Annotated in this window: 12 protein-coding genes; 5 read left to right on the top strand and 7 right to left on the bottom strand. The window is 68.9% G+C overall.

The window, feature by feature from the left end; genetic code table 11:
* Position 1: 1 nt before the first annotated feature.
* On the bottom strand, positions 2-1,054 hold the full coding sequence (locus CFB40_RS32215; RefSeq protein WP_089433585.1) for an RNA-guided endonuclease InsQ/TnpB family protein: 1,053 nt from the start codon (positions 1,052-1,054) through the stop codon (positions 2-4).
* Positions 1,055-1,143: 89 nt separating this feature from the next.
* On the opposite strand from CFB40_RS32215, the gene CFB40_RS32210 reads away from it, so the two are divergent.
* From CFB40_RS32210 to CFB40_RS32195, 4 genes are all read left to right on the top strand, one after another.
* Positions 1,144-3,405: a xanthine dehydrogenase family protein molybdopterin-binding subunit gene (locus tag CFB40_RS32210; RefSeq protein WP_089433584.1), complete on the top strand. Its 2,262-nt coding sequence runs from the start codon at positions 1,144-1,146 to the stop codon at positions 3,403-3,405.
* A 100-nt stretch (positions 3,406-3,505) separates the two neighbouring features.
* Complete coding sequence (locus CFB40_RS32205) at positions 3,506-4,423, top strand: LysR family transcriptional regulator (protein ID WP_089429527.1); 918 nt, start codon at positions 3,506-3,508, stop codon at positions 4,421-4,423.
* Between the two features lie 175 nt (positions 4,424-4,598).
* The gene (locus CFB40_RS32200) at positions 4,599-5,816 is read left to right on the top strand and encodes an MFS transporter (RefSeq protein WP_089433583.1); all 1,218 of its coding nucleotides are present in this window, start codon (positions 4,599-4,601) and stop codon (positions 5,814-5,816) included.
* 80 nt (positions 5,817-5,896) lie between these two features.
* Positions 5,897-7,009: an alkene reductase gene (locus CFB40_RS32195; protein ID WP_089433582.1), complete on the top strand. Its 1,113-nt coding sequence runs from the start codon at positions 5,897-5,899 to the stop codon at positions 7,007-7,009.
* Positions 7,010-7,102: 93 nt separating this feature from the next.
* Here CFB40_RS32195 and CFB40_RS32190 read toward each other — a convergent pair whose 3' ends face one another.
* The 3 genes from CFB40_RS32190 to CFB40_RS32180 form a co-directional block, all read right to left on the bottom strand.
* The gene (locus CFB40_RS32190; RefSeq protein ID WP_089429524.1) at positions 7,103-7,777 is read right to left on the bottom strand and encodes a phosphohydrolase; all 675 of its coding nucleotides are present in this window, start codon (positions 7,775-7,777) and stop codon (positions 7,103-7,105) included.
* Positions 7,778-7,871: 94 nt separating this feature from the next.
* Positions 7,872-9,773: an amidohydrolase gene (locus CFB40_RS32185; RefSeq protein ID WP_089434003.1), complete on the bottom strand. Its 1,902-nt coding sequence runs from the start codon at positions 9,771-9,773 to the stop codon at positions 7,872-7,874.
* Between the two features lie 144 nt (positions 9,774-9,917).
* Positions 9,918-12,974, bottom strand: coding sequence for an ATP-binding protein (locus tag CFB40_RS32180; RefSeq protein WP_089429522.1), 3,057 nt, complete (start codon positions 12,972-12,974; stop codon positions 9,918-9,920).
* 398 nt (positions 12,975-13,372) lie between these two features.
* Between CFB40_RS32180 and CFB40_RS32175 the strand changes: the two genes are divergently transcribed.
* The gene (locus CFB40_RS32175; protein WP_089429521.1) at positions 13,373-14,293 is read left to right on the top strand and encodes a helix-turn-helix domain-containing protein; all 921 of its coding nucleotides are present in this window, start codon (positions 13,373-13,375) and stop codon (positions 14,291-14,293) included.
* Positions 14,294-14,618: 325 nt separating this feature from the next.
* On the opposite strand, the gene CFB40_RS32170 is transcribed toward CFB40_RS32175, so the two are convergent.
* From CFB40_RS32170 to CFB40_RS32160, 3 genes are all read right to left on the bottom strand, one after another.
* Positions 14,619-16,508, bottom strand: coding sequence for an amidohydrolase (locus CFB40_RS32170; RefSeq protein WP_089429520.1), 1,890 nt, complete (start codon positions 16,506-16,508; stop codon positions 14,619-14,621).
* 19 nt (positions 16,509-16,527) lie between these two features.
* A complete protein-coding gene (locus CFB40_RS32165; RefSeq protein ID WP_039362659.1) occupies positions 16,528-16,695 on the bottom strand; it encodes a DUF1427 family protein in 168 nt (55 codons plus the stop codon).
* 166 nt (positions 16,696-16,861) lie between these two features.
* A complete protein-coding gene (locus CFB40_RS32160) occupies positions 16,862-17,548 on the bottom strand; it encodes a hydrolase (RefSeq protein WP_046546706.1) in 687 nt (228 codons plus the stop codon).
* Positions 17,549-17,807 lie beyond the last annotated feature (259 nt).

The raw sequence follows: 17,807 nt of genomic DNA, 5'->3' as shown, positions 1-17,807 counted from the left end.
CCTAAAGGGAGAGGATTCCCACACCTGGCGATGCACGTCCGCATCGGAGAATGTTCAACGCAGCGTTGGTATCTCGATCATGCTCGACACCACAGTCACTGCAGGCCCACTCTCTTATTCGCAGTCCCGCGATACCTTTCGGCCGCGTCGTGCTGTCTTTCGACCCGCACGCCGAACAGGACTGGGTAGAACCGCTTTCGTCGACTTCCTCGAACGTGGCCCCGTGCGCGATCGCCTTGTAGCGGAGCTTGCTTCGGAAGGACGACCAGGATGCGTCGTAGACGCTCTTCGCCATCCTGGTTCTGGCGAGCTTGGCAGCCGACACGTTGCCGACCGCGATGTAATCGAAACGCCGCACCAGATCGAGCGCGAGCTTGTGTTGGAAATCGGCACGGGCATTCGCGACCTTGGCGTGCAGCTTCGCGATATGCCGTTTGTGTTTTCGCGCCCGTTGCGCTTTCGCCAGCTTGTCCGCCGCTCGTCGACCGAACGGGTCATTGGGCAGCTTCTCGCCCGTCGAAAGTGTGGCGAAGTCTTTCAGGCCAAGATCGATGCCGACGCCGGAACGGATCGGGCGCGCCTGAACATCGGGCATCTCGATCACGATGTTGAGAAACCAGTTGCCGCGCGCATCCTGCGCAAAGTTGGTCCCGTCCTTGATCTTGCCTTCGGGAAGCGGGCGGCTGTTGAACACGCGAAACGTGTTGCCGGCGAAACGGAACGCGTCACCCTCGCGTTTCAGGTCACGGCCCTTCAGCGGCACCCAGCCCAGCGATTTCCTGCCGCGATAGCGCAGGTAGGGCCGACGGTGTTGGCTGCGCGACTTCGCGTATTGCTCGCACGTTGCGTTGACCGTGCCGGAATGGATCCCGAGTTCCTTGCTGCTGCCGGTCGTCAGTACGTTCAGGTCGAATCCTGTCGGCCACTTCTTGCCCCACTTGAGCGCGTGCTTCTGCGTGTCATTGCAGAAGTTCCAGACGTAATTCACCGCACGGCTCTGCTTGTTAAGCAGTCCGTTGAGCGATTTCACCCGGTAGCGATAGACAAGGATCATGCCGGTGATCCTAACCCGTGGAAGAAGCAGCCTGTCAACAGCACGCCTTTCCTCCCCGTCTTGAAGGACGGGGTTTCTCGGAGCAACTGATGAATTCCCACGACGACATCGACGAAGGCCGCCGGCACTTCATCGTCTCCGGCGCGCTGTTCGTCGCGTTCACGCTCGCGCCGGCCACCCGCGCGGCCGCGCAGCTCGTGATCGCGGACGAAGGCGCCGCCGTGCATGTGGCGAAAGCCACGCAGGCGCTCGCCGGCAGCCTGAAGACCAATCCGCTGCTCGACGCGTGGATCAAGATCGCGCCGGACGGCAAGGTCACCGTATTCACCGGCAAGGTCGAGCTCGGCACCGGCGTGCGCACCGCGCTGCTGCAGGTGGCGGCCGAAGAACTCGACATGAAGCCGTCACTGATCACGTTCCTGACGGCCGACACCGGCGCCTCGCCCGACGAAGGGTTGACCGCCGGCAGCCACACGATGGCCGACAGCGGTTCCGCGCTGCTGAACGCGGCCGCGCAGGTGCGTGCGCTGCTGGTGGAAGGCGCGGCGAAGCGCTTCGGCGTCGACGCGCGCACGCTGACGACCGCCGACGCGGTCATCAAGGCGCCCGACGGCCGCACGATGACCTACGGCGACGCGATCCGCACCGTCGACCTGCATCGCAGCGCCGCGCCCACGTCGCCGCTGAAGAGCCCGGCGACGTTCACGGTGATCGGCACGTCGCTGCCGCGCATCGACATCCCGAACAAGGTGACGGGCGGCGTCAGCTACGTGCAGGACATGGAATTGCCCGGCATGCTGCACGCACGCATCGTGATGCCGCCGGTGTACGAAGCGAAGCTGCTGTCGTTCGATGACGCGGCGATCCTGAAGCTGCCGGGCGTCGTGCGGATCGTGCGCAACGGCAGCATGCTCGCGGTGGTCGCGCAGGGCGAATGGCAGGCGGTGGTCGCGCAACGCGCGCTGGCCGCCGCGTGCCGCTGGTCGCCCGGCCGCAAGCTGCCCGATCGCGCCACCGTGCATGCCGACCTGAAGCGGATCGCAACGCAGCGCATCGAGATCGCCAACACGCACGCGGCCACCGCGCCGGCCGTGAAGACGCTCAATGCGACGTTCCTGAAGAACTACCTGCTGCACGGCTCGATCGGGCCGTCGTGTGCGGTCGCGCATCTCGAGAACGGGGCGATGACGGTATGGACCCACTCGCAGGGCGTCTATCCGCTGCGCGACGCGCTGGCCGAGATGCTGTCGATGCCGAAGGCGAGCATCCGCTGCATTCATACCGAAGGATCGGGCTGCTACGGACACAACGGGGCGGACGACGCCGCCGCGCACGCGGCGCTGATCGCCGCCGCGATGCCCGGCAAGCCGATTCGCGTGCAGTGGATGCGCGAGCAGGAACATACGTGCGACCACTTCACGCCGGCGATGGTGACGGAGGTCAGCGCTTCGCTCGACACGAGCGGCCGCATCGTCGACTGGAACTACGCGCTGTGGAGCAGCTCGCACAACGAGCGGATCGTCAACGCCGGCAGGCTGCTGCCGGCGCGGATGCTGGAGCCGCCGTTCGTGCCCGCGCCGTCGACGCCGATGCTGCAACCGGAGGGCGGCGCCGATCGCAACGCGATTCCGCTGTACGCGTTGCCGAACCAGCACATCGTGAACAACTTCTCGCCGACGATGCCGCTGCAGACGTCCGCGATGCGCTCGCTCGGCGCACACACCAACGTGTGGGCGATCGAAAGCTTCATGGACGAACTCGCGCACGCGGCCGGTGTCGATCCGGTCGAATTCCGGTTGCGCCACATGGAAGATCATCGCGCGCTTCAGGTGATCAAGCTCGCCGCGACGCACTTCGGCTGGCCGCGGCCGCCGCGTGCGCGCAACCGCGGCGTCGGCTTCGCGTTCGGCAAGTACAAGAACCTGATGGCGTACGTCGCGATCGCGGTCGAGGTGTCGGTCGTGCCGGAAACCGGCCAGGTGACGCTCGAGCACGCGGAAGCCGCCGTCGATGCGGGGCAGGTCGTATCGCCGGACGGGATCCGCAACCAGATCGAGGGCGGCATCGTGCAGGCCGCGAGCTGGACGCTGTACGAGGCGCTGAAGTACGACACCGAACGAATTCGCAGCTTCGACTGGAGCAGCTACCCGATCCTGCGCTTCTCGGCCGCACCGCGGAGCGTGAAGGTCCACCTGATCAATCGCCCGGGCGCGCCGTTCCTCGGCGCGGCCGAGGCGTCGATGGGGCCCACCGCCGGCGCGCTGGCCAACGCGATCTTCGACGCGACCGGCCAGCGCATGCGCGAAATGCCGTTCGCCGGCGACGCGCTGAGACGACGCATCGACGCATAGCGATCCGGTCGCGCCCGATATGCGCGACCGACACCCGACACGACGGACGGCGCCGGCATGAACCGGCGCCGCGACCCGACAGAACTGGAGCCCCCCGACGATGGATACCTTGCTTTCGATGCGCGTGTTCACGCGCATCGTCGAAACCGGCAGCTTCACGCGCGCCTCCGACACGACCGGCCTCACGACGCCGCGCGTGTCCGCGCTGCTCAGCGCGCTCGAACAGCACCTCGGCTGCCGGCTGCTGAACCGCACGACGCGCCGCATCTCGCTGACCGAGGACGGCCAGGCTTACTACGAACGTTCCGTCGCGGTGCTGCGCGAAATCGACGACATGGAGGCGTCGGTCTCGCAGGCGCGCAACGTGCCGCGCGGCCGGCTGAAGGTGAACCTGCCGCCGGCGATGGCCAAGCAGGTCGTGGTGCCCGCGCTGCCCACCTTCCTCGACGCCCATCCGGGCATCATGATCGAGCTTGGCGTGACCGACCGGCAGATCGATCTCGTCGGCGAAGGCGTCGACTGCGTGGTGCGCATCGGCGCGCTCGACGACTCGGGGATGGTCGCGCGGCGCATCGGCAGCCTGACCACCTGCACGTGCGGCTCGCCCGCGTACCTGGCACGGTGCGGCGAGCCGGAGACCGTCGACGATCTCGCGCAGCACGTGGCGGTCAGCCACATCTCGGCCGATACCGGGCGCCCCCGCGTGTGGGACTACGTCGTCGACGGCGAGCCGCGCGTCGTGCAGATGTGCGGCACGGTCGCCGTCAACGATGCGGACAACTACATCGAGTGCGGCATCGCGGGCATCGGCCTGATCAAGACGTCGCTGTACCTCGTCGAGCCCTATCTGAAATCGGGGCGGCTGCGCGAAGTGCTGACCGACTTCAACGCGCCGGCCCGGCCGATCTCGGTGCTGTATCCGCCCAATCGCCACGTGCCCGTCAAGCTCAAGGTGTTCGTCGACTGGCTCGCGGGCCTGTTCGAGCAGATTCCGACGCTGCAGGGCAAGCGCGGCTGACCGGACGCGACCTTTGCGTGTCGCGCAAAGCTCGATTGCGCTGCGGCTCGATTCCGGTTTGATCGACCGGTCAATAGTATGGGCGGCAACGCGGTGCACCGTATCGCGCCCCCGGCGAACCCCGTGCAGGCGCGGCGACACGGTGACCCACCTCTCTCTTCTCAAGGAGTCCACCATGTCAGCAGATTCCACGCCGCTCGCGCCGCCTGCGCACGGCACCCAACTCACGCAGGGGTTGATCCTGCTGTTCGCATTCAGCTGCGGCGCGATCGTCGCGAACCTGTACTACGCGCAGCCGATCACGGAACTCATCGCGCCGGGCCTGCACATGTCCGGCGGCACGGCGAGCCTGATCGTGTCGTTGACGCAGATCGGTTATGCCCTCGGCCTGTTCTTCATCGTGCCGCTCGGCGACCTGCTCGAGAACCGCAAGCTGATGATCGTGACGGCAGTCGTGTCGATTGCGAGCCTCGCCGCGGCGGCGCTCGTGCGCACACCCGGGCTCTTTCTCGCGATTTCGCTGCTGATCGGCTTCAGCTCGGTGGCCGTGCAGATCCTCGTGCCGCTCGCCGCGCATCTCGCGCCGGATCATTCGCGCGGCCGCGTGGTCGGCACGATCATGAGCGGGCTGCTGCTCGGCATCCTGCTGGCCCGCCCGCTGTCGAGCGTCGTGGCCGACGCGTTCGGCTGGCGTTTCGTGTTCGCGGCGGCCGCCGTGCTGATGGCGCTCGTCACGGCCGTGCTCGCGCTGACGATTCCGCCGCGCCAGCCCGACCATCGCGCGACCTATTTCGAGCTGATCGGCTCGCTGCTGCAACTGGTCCGCACGATGCCCGTCCTGCGCCATCGCGCGTTCTACCAGGGCCTGATGTTCGCGTCGTTCAGCCTGTTCTGGACCGCCGTGCCGGTCGAGCTGACGCGTCACTACGGATTGTCGCAGTCGGCCATCGGCCTGTTCGCGCTGGTCGGGGCGATCGGCGCGACGTCGGCACCGGTGGCCGGGCGCCTCGCGGACGCCGGCCATACGGTGCGCGCGACGCTGATCGCGCTGGTCGCCGGCACGCTGTCGTACGCGATCGGGTTCGTGCACGGCACCGGCCTGTACGGGCTCGTCGTGACCGGCATCGTGCTCGACTTCGCGGTGCAGATGAACATGGTGCTCGGCCAGCGCGAGATCTACGCGCTGCACGCGGCCAGCCGCAACCGGCTGAACGCGCTGTACATGACGAGCATCTTCGTCGGCGGCGCCGTCGGCTCGGCGCTTGCGAGCCCGCTGTACGAGCATGGCGGCTGGTCGCTCGTCGCGGCGGTGGCCGGTGCGTTCCCGATCGTCGCGCTCGCGCACTACCTGCTCGTCGGGCGGCCGCACGCGCAACGTCACGTACTCGGCTGAACCCCGCCGCCGCCCTTCAAACCGATTCGTTCGCGGGGCGCGTTGCCGTCCCGCTCCCCGTCGAAGAAAAGGAGTCCATCATGTCTTCCCTGCTCAGTACCTATGATCTGCGCGGCCTCGCGCTGCCGAACCGCGTCGTGATGGGACCGATGACGCGCTCGCGCGCGCCGTCGCGCGGGCTGCCTACCGAACTGATGGCCGAGTACTACGCGCAGCGCGCGTCGGCCGGCCTGATCGTGACCGAGGCGACCAACGTCAGCCGGGCCTCCGCCGCATTCGAGCTGACGCCGGGGCTCGTCGACGATGCTCAAGCCGCCGGCTGGAAGGTCGTCACCGATGCCGTGCACGCGAACGGCGGCCGGATCTTCGCGCAGCTGTGGCACGGCGGCCGGGTCAGCTCGCTGACGCTGCTAGGCGGCGCCGCGCCGCTGTCGCCGTCCGGCGTGAACGACGACCTCGAACGGCTGCAGGTATGGGCGCAGTTGCAGAACGGCTATTACACGAAGATTCACGCGACGCCGTCGCGCGCGATGACGACCGACGAAGTCGTCGCGGCCGTCGATGAATTCCGGCAAGCGGCAACGCGCGCGATGGCCGCCGGCTTCGACGGCGTCGAGATCCATGCGGCCAACGGCTACCTGCCGCACCAGTTCCTGTCGTCGACGCTGAACCGCCGCGACGATCGCTACGGTGGCTCGGTCGCGAACCGCGCGCGCTTTCTCGCGGAAATCGTCGACGCGGTCGGCGGCGTGATGCCGCTCGGCCGTGTCGGCGTGCGGATCTCGCCGTACGCGAAGTACAACAACGTGCGCGATGCCGATCCGGATGCGACGCTCGCGTACGTCGGCCGGATGCTCGACGACGCGGGTGTCGCCTACCTGCACGCGGCCGACACCAACGGCTGGAGCGGCGAGCCCGACCTGCCGCGTATCGTCGAGCACGCGCGCCGGTCATTCGGCGGCACGCTGATCGTCAACGGCGGCATTTCACCGGACGCGGCGAACGCGCTGATCGACGCAGGCGACGCCGATCTCGTCGCGTTCGCGCGCGCCTATATCGCGAACCCCGATCTCGTCGAGCGCCTCGCCGCACGCGCCCCGCTCGCGGAGCCGAAAAACGTCGGCTGGTACGGCGGCGACCGCGCGGGCTACGTCGACTATGCGCGGCACGACGCGGCCGAATCGCCCGCGTAACCGGCGAATGCCCCGCGCACGGCACGGGTCGTCACGCACCCCATCGCGATACCGGGCCCGCGCGGCCGATTCCCGCGCGGGGCAACGGCGCCGTCACGCGTCGTTCCAGCGCGCCCCCAGCACGCGCCCGCAGAAATTCGGCCGCTGGAAATCCGGATCCGCGCGCTCGAGCACGTCGGCGCTCCACGTGCCGAACGTCGACTGCGGCCGATGCTCGACGCCGCGCGCGACCGCAGCAAGGAAAGTTTCGCGAAATCCGCTGCCGCGCGGGTACGCGGCGAGCAGCGCGGCGCGCTCGTCGTCGGTGTAGCGGTCGAAATCGGTTGCCATCAGATCCGTCGACACGGCGCGGGCCAGCGCGCGGGCGAGCGGCGACGCACGCGCGGCCACACCGGGCGTCGTATGCAGCGCGATCGCGTGCCATACCTCGTCGCGCATGCTGCGCGCGCGCCGATGCCGCACCAGCAGCGCGTGCGCGGCATCGGCGCCGTCGAGTTCGTAACGTTCGGGCGAACGGCAGTAAGCGGGGCTCAGCCCCATGTTCGCGTACATCGCGGCGACGTACAGCGCATCGGGATCGCACCCTTCGCCCGCGCGCCGCGCGGCGAGCGACGCGAACACGAACACGCGTGCGGCATGATCGGCGAGCGCGGCAGGCAACGATGCGCGCGCCGCGTCGGCCGCCTCGACCGCAAGCGTCGTGCGCGGAATGCTGACGCCGGCCACTTCGTCGGCGCTCGACGGTGCGCGCGTGTGCGCAACGTTCATCGTGTCTCCTTCCTGTCCCGTGCACGGGACACAAAAATCGTTCAAGGCAAGGCCGTGCCCCGGCCGCACCGGCGCGCGCACCGGTGCGTGCCGGCTAGCACACGGCGCAGCGGCCGCCGCACGCGTCGCAGCGGCCGCCGGCCGCGCTGGCCGTCGGATAGCGCGGCCGCGCGAAGCGGCGCCCGGGGCCGCGTGCCCGGCACGCATCGGTACCGGGTTCCGTGCACGCGTCGCCCACCGCCGCTGCGCGCGGACCGCCGTGCCCGTTCGCACCGGGCGCAGGCGTGCCGCCGCCGTCGGCGACCGGCGACCATTCGGGGCTGACGGGCGGCGGCGGCGGCGGCGCGAGCGACGCAAATTCCCGTTCCGCGTGCACGACCTTGCCGTCGACGACCGTCAGCACCGACGACAGCTGCGGGATGCGCGCCATGTCGATCGTGAAATAGTCGTCGCTCAGCACCGCGAAGTCCGCGTAACGGCCGGGCACCAGCGCCCCCTTGCGATGCTCGTCGGCGGAGAACCATGCGCTGCCGACCGTGTAGCGGCGCAGCGCCTCCATCCGGCCGAGCCGGTTGCGCGCCGGATACAGCACGGTGCCGCCGACGCTGCGCCCCGACACCATCCAGTACAGCGCGACGAACGGGTTGTAGCTCCCGGCATCCAGCGCGCCGGAGCCTGCCCCGACCGGCAGCCCGGCCGCGAGCATCGCGCGGATCGGTGGCGCGCGCGTCGCCGCGGCCGCCCCGTCGCGCGCGATGAACGCCTCACCCTCGAACGCCATGCGCGGCTGCACGGTCACGCCGCCGCCCAGCGCCGCCACGCGCGCGATGTTCGCATCCGACATCGTCTCGCACCGGTCGAAACACCAGCGCAGCCCGGCGAACGGCGTTTCGCGGTTCACCGCCTCGAACACGTCGAGGAAGCGGCCGATCGACTCGTCGTAGGTCGCATGCAGCCGGAACGGCCAGCGGTGGCGGACCAGCAGCCGGACGACGGCGGCCAGTTCCGCATCGACCGACGCGGGCAGCTCGGTGCGCGGGTCGAGAAAATTCCCCAGGTCGACCGCCGAAAACAGCAGCCGCTCGCCTGCGCCGTTCGCGCGCAGGAACGCATCGCCGTCGCCGGGCGAGGTCAGCGCGATCCACTGCGCGAAGTCGTCGATTTCCCGGCCGGCGTGCCGCGCGCCCAGCGCGTACGCGATGCGCGTCGTCAGTTCGCCGCGGCGTGCCAGCGCGATGACCGCCGCGTAATCGTCCGGATACGCCAGACCGTCGCCGCCGGCGTCGATCGCGCTCGTCACGCCGACGCGGTTCAGCGCGTGCATGAACTGCCGCGTCGAGTTGACCCGGTCGGCCGCGCCGAGCACCGGCGCGCGCGCGAGCGCCGCGGCCAGCACGGCCGGATCGGGGCGCGCGAGCAGCAGCCCGGTCGGCCGCCCATGGCGGTCGCGCCGCAATTCGCCGCCCGGCGGATCGGGCGTGTCGCGCCCGTAGCCGATCGCGCGCAGCGCGGCCGCATTCAACCACGCGCTGTCGCCGAGATGCCGGACGAACACCGGCGTATCGGGTGCGATCGCATTGAGCTCGGCCACCGTCGGGCCACGCTTTTCCGCGAACTGCAGCGCGGTCCAGCCGCCGCCCACGCGCACCCAGTGCGGTGCGGGCGTGCGCTCGGCCTGCCGATGCAGCAGGTCGAGCGCGGCGGCGAGCGACGGCACGCCGTCCCAGCGCAGCTCGAGGTTGAAGTGCGTGCCGCCGCGGATCGCCTGCAGGTGCGCGTCGACGAGGCCGGGAATCGCCGTGCGGCCGTTCAGGTCGATGCAGGTCGTGTCACCGTGTGCATGACGCAGCACGTCGCGATCGTTGCCGGTCGCGACGATGCGCCCGTCCTTCACCGCCAGTGCGCTGACGAACGAGCGCTGCTCGTCCTGGGTCGCAATCTTGCCGTTGAAGACGACGAGGTCCGCCGCGCGCGCGGGTTCCGTCGCTCTAAGCACCGTCGGGCCTCCCGTGCGCACGCGCACGCCGCGCCGCGCCGCACGTGCGGCGCGTCGTCGAACGACGGAACAGGGCTGCGTCGCACGCATCGGCACGCATGCCGCGATCGCGCAGTCGCGCGGCTGCCAGGAACGCGCGCATCGCTATGCGGCCTGCTGCGCCGCGTCGGCGGCGTCGTGGCGCGCACGCGTGCGGGACGGCGGAGACGGCGCGTCCTGGCGCACGAAATTCTGCACGCGCAGCAAGCGCCGCACGTCATGCGCGCGCGAATGCGGATCGAAGTGCCGCGCGACGCCGGCGACCAGTGTCGACGCGTGCGCGGTGCGCCCGCGCTCGATCAGGTGATCGGCGAGATCCAGCGCGCCGCGCAGCGCCCACATCGCGGCGCCCTGCCCGTTCGCGGTCTGGATCGCCATCTGCAGATGACGATGCCCGTCGGCCTCGTACGCGAGCGCGACGTCGGGGGCCGCGGAGCGTGCCTGTTCGAGCATCGCGACGCCCGTCACGCGCAGCAGTTCCGGCACGAACAGATGCTCGCCGTGCGCACGGCAGCGCGCGAGCGTCGCATCGAGCCGCATGCGCGCCTCGCTTGCGCGGCCGACGCGCACGAGGCCCTCCGCATACGCGACGTTCAACGGGGCGAGCAGCCGCCGGAATCCGCTCGCCTCGACACGCCGCAGCGCGGGTTCGAGCCGCGCGAGGCCCGCGCCGGGATGACCGGCCTGGATGTCGAACTGGCCGGTCAGGCATTCCGCGTGATTGCGCCAGATGTCGAAGCCGTGCGCGCTCGCGGTCGCGCGCAGCGTCGCGAGATAGTCGGACGTGATGTCGTGGTCGCCGTAGCGCAGTGCGATCGGCACGGCGGCCGCCCCCAGCACCACGCAAAGCGCGAGCGCGGACGGGCCGCGGCGCGCGCACTCGACCGCTTGCGCGGCGATGCGCATTGCATGGTCGGGGTCGCCCTGCATCCACACGAGCCGCGTGAGCATCGTGCGCGCGAGCGTCGTCATGTCGACGCCGAGCGCTGCCTGCGCGCACGGCGGCTCGCCCACCGCGCCGAGTTCGGCCGTCGCCGCCTCGAGCCGCTCGCGCGCCTGCGCGTGCTCGCCGAAGTAGTGCAGCGACGTTGCGACCATCGCGTTGGCCAGGAGCCGCTGCGAGCGGTCGCCGCGCCGCTCGGCCGCGCGCTCGAAGCGTGTCGCGTAGCGCAGCGATTCGTGAATGTCCGACAGCGTCAGCATCGTATGCCACTGCCCGACCAGCGCGCGCGCATCGAACGTATCGTCGCCGACCTGGGCGGCAAGACCGAGCGTGCGGTCCCACATCGCGGCCGCGGCCACGGCGTCGCCGTCCGTATGCAGCAGTGCCGACGCGCAGGCCGCGCGCAACCGCATCTCGCGCGCGGCATCGACCGGGTCGGCCGCCGCCGTGTCGAAAGCGTCGAGCACCTGGCGCGCCCGCGCCGCGCACTCGTGCATCCGTGCCGGCTCCAGCAGCGCGCGCGCCAGGCGGTCCGCTTCGGGCACGGGCGTTGCGTCGGCGGCCAGGACGGGCGCGTCGGTTGATGGATCGGCTGGTGCGTCGTTCGGCGCTGTCGTGACCGCACCGGCTGTTACGTCGTTCAGTGCCCCGGTGACCGCATCCGCTGATGCGTCGTTCGGTGTTTCGGTGACCCCATCGTCGCGCCGCGCGGCGTCCACGCTCGCCGCCGCGTGCGCGTGCTCGCGTTCATGCCCTTGCTCACGCTCGTATCGTGCGTGACGCGCCGCGATGCGCTCGAACTCGCCCTCGTTGTGCAGTTTTTCCAGCGCATACGCACGCGTCGATTCGGTCAGCCGGTACCGCGCCGATGCGCCGTGGAACTCGACGGTCACCAGCGACTTCGCGACCAGTTCGCCGAGCACCGCGATCATGTCCGCGGCCGATGTGCCGGGCTCGGTGGCGACCGCGTGCGCGGCATCGAACGTAAACGGCCCGATGAAGCATCCCATCCGGCGGAACAGCGCACGCGCGGCCGGGTCGAGCAGCACGTAGCTCCAGTCGAACGTCGCCCGCAGCGTCTGATGACGCGGCAGCGCCGAGCGCAGCCCGCCGGTCAGCAGGTTCAGCCGGTCGTCCAGCCGCGACGCGACGACCGCGAGCCCGAGCGTCGCGACGCGCGCCGCGGCCAGTTCGATCGCGAGCGGCAGCCCGTCGAGTCGCCGGCAGATATCGGCGATCAGCCGCATGCCGGCTTCGTCGACCGGACAATCCGGCGCGGCCGTGCGAACCCGTTCCAGGAACAGCTCGACGGCGGAACAACGAACGATCTCGTCGGTGCGCGCGTCGTCGTCGGGCACCGCGAGCGGGCTCAAGCGCAACACCGCTTCGGCCGAGATATGCAGCGGCTCGCGGCTCGTCACGAGGACGCGCAGCGAGCCGGCGCACGACGTCAGCGTTTCGACGAGGCTCGCGACGAGGTCGACGATGTGCTCGGCATTGTCGAACACGAGCAGGTAGCGCGACGCCGCGAATGCGGCGCCGATGTCCTCGATGGCGGGCACGCGCTGCGTGTCCAGGCCGAGCTCGGCCGCGACGGCGATCAGCATGTCGGCGCGCGTCCCCGCGCGCGCCAGCTCCACGAACAGCACGCGCTCGCGCGAGCGGCTGCGCACCGCGTGGGCCACGCGTACGGCGAGGCTCGTCTTGCCGATCCCGCCCGCGCCGACGAGCGTGACGACCGGCGTGCGTTCGAGCATCTCGACGATCTGCGCGATTTCGGCGTCGCGTCCGACGAGCGGCGCGATTTCGGCGTCGCGTCCGGCGAGCGGCGCGGGCAGCGACGACGCGTGGGCATCGGTCGGTAGGGCGGAAGGTACGGTCGGTACGGCGGCCGGCGTGTCGGCCGCGGGCATGGGTTCCGGGCCCGGCGACGCGCACGCGACCAGCAGGTAGCCGCGCCCGGGCACCGTCTTGATCAGATCGCGGCTCGTGCCGAGCGCCTTGCGCAGCGTCGCCACATGCACCTGAAGGCGGTTTTCCTCGACGATCAGCCCGGGCCAGACCGCGTCCATGATGTCGTCTTTCGACACGACCGCCCCGCTCGCGCGGTGCAGCACTTCGAGAATGTCGAGCGCGCGTGCACCGATGCGCAACGACGCGCCCTGACGGCGAATGTCGCGCTGCTCGAAATCCACCGACAACGTTCCGATCTGGATCATGGCCGCCTCCGGGTCCCTCAGGATGACCGCCCGGTGAACGCGGCAGTCCACCCGGCAGGATGTCCGGCCCCGGCGCACCGTGGCGCCGGCCGGACACTGTTGAATTACGGGCTGAGTGTAGACGGGCGCGCGACGAAAATCTTGAAGGAAAATGCACTGTGGACGGCGGCCGGATCACGCGATCGGCGCATTCGCTTGCATGTAAAAGTGGGGCGCGATACTCTGCCGGGCCGCTCGCACGCCGGACGTGACGGGCGATGCGGCGGCCGTGCGCCGTCATTGAAAGCAATTCGTCAGATTCACGAGCGGACGTTTGTGCAAATTCATTTTGAATGTTCACTTGCGTCGCTAAACTGGACTCGCCATTTCGCGCGCCGAGTCACTTGCCCGGGAATTCCATGTCAGACTCCGTTACCGCAGCGCCGGCGGTATCCCCGCCCCCACCGCCGAAGGACACGCTCGGCTGCGTGGCCAGCCTGCTGTCGAAGGATGTCGAGACCGCCACCGGCGGCCTGCGGCTTCACCGCAAATGCATGCGCGAAGCGCACGTGGAACACATCGACATGCCCGCGTGCGACCGCGGCTTCCTGGTCGGCGTATCGCTGGCCGCCGGCCATCGCCGCACGCTCTACGGGCGCGCCGGCGCGAGCGAGCGCCGGTTCCAGCATCACTCGATCTACATTCGCGATTTCTCGCGCCACTTCCATGCGGACCTGTACGGCAACTTCGACTTCGTGCTGGTCGAGCTGCCGCATGCGTATCTCGAGCGCGTCGGCCCGGAGCACGGCGGGCAGGCAATCGGCGGCCTCACGTGCCGCCCCGACGTGCGTGATCCGGTGCTCGGCCATCTCGCGCACGCGGTGGCCGGCAGCCTCGACGCGCCCGGCCCGCTGAACGCGCTGTTCATCGAGCAGGTGGGGCTCGCGATCGGCACGCACCTCGTGCGCCGTTACGGCAACGCGCGCACGCGCGAACTCGACCACAAGGGCAGCCTGTCGCCGGCGAAACTGGCGCGCGCGCAGGAGCTGTTGCTGGAAAAGGCGGATCTCGGCGTATCGATCGAGGAAGTGGCGAACGAATGCGACCTGTCGCGCGGCTACTTCATCCGCGCGTTCTCGCGCACCACCGGCCGCACGCCGCACCAGTGGCTGCTCGAACAGCGCGTGACGCGTGCGCGCGAACTGATCGAGACGTCCGACATGACGCTCGCCGACATCGCGATCGCGTGCGGCTTCGCGGACCAGAGCCATCTGAACCGCATCTTCGCGCGGATCGTCGGCCATCCGCCCGGCGCGTGGCGGCGCGCACGCTCGCGCTGAAGCCTCTGCGCGGTCGCGGACGCGCGCACCGGTAGCCCGGCCGATTGTTCAATCGAGGTTCATGCCGCCATCCGTCTGATCCGACAGATTGCGGCGCCAGCCCGCTCCATCCACCTTTTTGGTGGAGGAGGCGGGCTCATCGCTTTATCCCGGTCGTCGTATCGTCACCGAACGACGGGACGACTGCCAGCCGGGTCTCGTCCATGGTCGAGCAGAAGTGACGAGAACGAGCCCGCCGATCAGTCCCGGGGGCTCGCAAAAGGCGTCAAGGGCGATGAAGCGCGCGGACCCACGTCGCGGAGTCGCAATGGGGCCGCGCGCCGTGTCAGACCGCCCAGCAGGAGCACCCGAACGCGCCCCAGAAGCCCTTTGCGTCGGACGTCGGTAGCGCACTTGCCCATGCGCTCGCATGCGCATGCTGGTGAACGTTGCATGCGTTCGCGCAACCGCACATCGCAGCGGCGGCCGCCCGTTGCAGCGGCGCGCCGGCGCGCTGCGTCGCCCCCCAGCCGCCATAGCCGCCGAACTCACGCACGGGCGACCAGTCGGGCATCGCGGGCGGGATCGGTGCATCGTACGACTCGAACGGCCCCGCGCCCCACACGATCTTTCCGCCCACGACCGTCAGCAACGCCGTCGTGCCGGCGATGTCGTCCTCGGCACACGCGAAGAAATCGCGATCCGGGACCACCAGGTCGGCCAGCTGCCCCACCGCGACGCGCCCTTTCTTGCCCTCCTCGTTCGAGAACCACGTCACGTACTCGGTCCACATGCGCAGTGCCGTCTCCCGATCGAGCAGGTTGCGCTGCGGATACATCCGCATCCCGCCGACCGTCTTGCCGGTGACGAGCCATGCGAGCGACACCCACGGGTTGTACGACGCGACGCGGGTCGCGTCGGTGCCGGCCGAGACCTTGAGTCCCTTGCCGAGCATCTTCGCCACGGGCGGTGTGGCCTCCGCGGCTTGCGCGCCGTAGCGCTCGACGAAGTATTCGCCCTGGTACGCCATCCGGTGCTGCACCGCGATGCCGCCGCCGAGCGCGGCGATCCGGTCCATCGATTTCTCGGTGATGGTTTCCGCATGATCGAAGAACCAGTTCAGCCCGTCGAGCGGGATGTCCTGGTTCACTTTTTCGAACACGTCGAGCGCGCGGCTGATGGTCTCGTCATAGGTCGCGTGCATGCGCCACGGCCAACGGTTTTCCGCGAGCACGCGCACCACGCCTTCGAGATCATCCTCCATCTGGTCGGGCAGGTCCGGGCGTGCCACCCGGAAGTCCTCGAAGTCTGCCGCGGAAAACGCCAGCATCTCGCCGGCGCCGTTGTTGCGGAAATAGTCGGTGCCGTCGTGGTACTTGACGCTCTTCGTCCAGTTCACGAAGTCTTCCTTCTCCGCGTTCGGCTTCTGCGTGAACAGGTTGTACGCGATCCGGATCGTCATCTCGCCCGAGTCGTGCAGCTTGCGGATCACCTCGTAGTCGTCGGGATAATTCTGCGAGCCGCCGCCCGCGTCGATCACGCCCGTCACGCCGAGCCGGTTCAGCTCGCGCATGAAATGGCGCGTCGAATTGTACTGATACTCGAACGGCAGCTTCGGGCCCCTCGCGAGCGTCGCGTAGAGGATCGTCGCGTTCGGGTTCGCAAGCAGCAGGCCGGTCGGGTTGCCGGCGGCATCGCGAACGATGGTCCCACCCGGCGGCTCCGGCGTGTCCTTCGTGTAGCCGACCACCCGCAGCGCGGCCGCGTTCAGCAGCGCGCGATCGTACAGGTGCAGGATGAACACCGGGGTGTCCGGCGCGGCGGCATTGAGTTCGTCGATCGTCGGAAGCCGTTTCTCCACGAATTGATGCTCGGTGAAGCCACCGACCACGCGGACCCACTGCGGCGCGGGCGTCACGGCCACCTGGCGCTTGAGCATTTCCATCGCGACCGCGAGCGAGGGCACGCCGTCCCACCGCAGTTCCATGTTGTAGTTCAGTCCACCGCGAATCACGTGGCAGTGGTTGTCGATCAGACCCGGCAGCACGCCACGGCCGCCGAGATCGACCACCTTCGTCGCGCGGCCCGCGAGCGGCATCACGTCCGCGTCGCTGCCGACGGCGACGAAGCGGCCGGCGGCAATCGCGACCGCCGTCGCGACGGGGTTCGCGCGGTCGAGCGTCGTGAATCTTCCGTTATGCAGGATCAGATCCGGTTGGGTCACGGTTGCGGTCATAGACATCACCTCTTGTTGATCAGAAGCCAAGCAGCTGTTTCACGGTGGGCAACGCCTGCACGCCAATCAGCATGCCGAGCAACCCGACCAGCGCAATCAGCGGCGGTGCGGGAGAGCGAACCTTGATGGCGCTGTAAATCACACCGATCAGCAGGCCCGCACCAAGGGAAACCAGATAAGGTTCCATGCGATAAATCTCCCGGAAATTTCGAATGCAGCGGCCGTGTTCCGATCAGCCTGCTGCGGGCGGCATTCGTGTTTCGGTCACGTCCGCCGCCCGCGCAAGGGAGCCAATGCGGCGCGTTCGCCTCGAACCCGCCGCACCGGCATCAACGATCGCAGGCCGTCCGCGCTTACTTCGCCGGAACGGGCGCGATCGACTCGTGCGGCGTCGCGGTGCGCGGCGCGGCCTTGTGGACCATCGTGTACGCGTAGTCGACGCCCATCCCGTACGCGCCCGAATGCTCCTTCGCGATCGCCATCACGGCGTCGTACGTCTCGCGGTGCGCCCAGTCGCGCTGCCACTCGAGCAGCACCTGCTGCCACGTGACGGGCACGACGCCCGCCTGCACCATGCGCTGCATCGCGAAGTCGTGCGCGGCCTGCGTGGTGCCGCCCGATGCGTCGGCGACCATGTAGATTTCGTAGTCGCCTTCGAGCATCGCGCACAGCGCGAACGTCGTGTTGCAGACTTCGGTCCACAGACCGGACACGATCACCTTCTTGCGGCCGTTTGCGGCCAGCGCGTCGCGCACCTTCTGGTCGTCCCACGAATTCATCGACGTGCGTTCCAGCGTCTTCTGGTTCGGGAACACGTCGAGCAGCTCCGGATACGTGTGACCGGAGAAGCTGTCGCTTTCGACCGTCGTGATCGTGGTCGGGATGTTGAAGACCTTCGCGGCCTTCGCGAGCCCGACGACGTTGTTCTTCAGCGTCTGGCGATCGATCGACTGCACGCCGAACGCCATCTGCGGCTGCTGATCGATGAAGATCAGTTGGCTGTTGTGCGGGGTAAGTACTTCAAGCTTCGGGTTGCTCATGGCGGTGATGTCCTTTGACGCAGAGAGAAATGAGGCTCGCCGGGCCGACGAATCCGCGACGCGTCGAATGCGCTGGGGCGGAAGACTCGGCAGCCGGCCTGCGTCATTCAATCGACTAATGCGCGGCCACACCAATTAATTGTTCTGATTCTCGCGACCTTCATGAATCCAGGCTGAAAAGATCTGAATTTCATTGAACGGACCCGCAACGAACAGGCAGAACTGATAGGCTGACCCAGGACTTTCGGATCGACTCAAG

The sequence above is a fragment of the Burkholderia sp. AU31652 genome, assembly GCF_002223155.1.
Classification (GTDB): domain Bacteria; phylum Pseudomonadota; class Gammaproteobacteria; order Burkholderiales; family Burkholderiaceae; genus Burkholderia.
The sequence above is the reverse complement of the archived record's forward strand: the minus strand, read 5'-3'. Positions and strand labels throughout refer to the sequence as shown.

Coding starts and splice junctions, on each gene's coding strand:
- CFB40_RS32200 (WP_089433583.1), top strand. CDS start 4,599: ATGTCAGCAGATTCCACGCCGCTCGCGCCGCCTGCGCACGGCACCCAA.
- CFB40_RS32195 (WP_089433582.1), top strand. CDS start 5,897: ATGTCTTCCCTGCTCAGTACCTATGATCTGCGCGGCCTCGCGCTGCCG.
- CFB40_RS32165 (WP_039362659.1), bottom strand. CDS start 16,695: ATGGAACCTTATCTGGTTTCCCTTGGTGCGGGCCTGCTGATCGGTGTG.
- CFB40_RS32175 (WP_089429521.1), top strand. CDS start 13,373: ATGTCAGACTCCGTTACCGCAGCGCCGGCGGTATCCCCGCCCCCACCG.
- CFB40_RS32160 (WP_046546706.1), bottom strand. CDS start 17,548: ATGAGCAACCCGAAGCTTGAAGTACTTACCCCGCACAACAGCCAACTG.
- CFB40_RS32215 (WP_089433585.1), bottom strand. CDS start 1,054: ATGATCCTTGTCTATCGCTACCGGGTGAAATCGCTCAACGGACTGCTT.
- CFB40_RS32210 (WP_089433584.1), top strand. CDS start 1,144: ATGAATTCCCACGACGACATCGACGAAGGCCGCCGGCACTTCATCGTC.
- CFB40_RS32170 (WP_089429520.1), bottom strand. CDS start 16,508: ATGACCGCAACCGTGACCCAACCGGATCTGATCCTGCATAACGGAAGA.
- CFB40_RS32190 (WP_089429524.1), bottom strand. CDS start 7,777: ATGAACGTTGCGCACACGCGCGCACCGTCGAGCGCCGACGAAGTGGCC.
- CFB40_RS32180 (WP_089429522.1), bottom strand. CDS start 12,974: ATGATCCAGATCGGAACGTTGTCGGTGGATTTCGAGCAGCGCGACATT.
- CFB40_RS32205 (WP_089429527.1), top strand. CDS start 3,506: ATGGATACCTTGCTTTCGATGCGCGTGTTCACGCGCATCGTCGAAACC.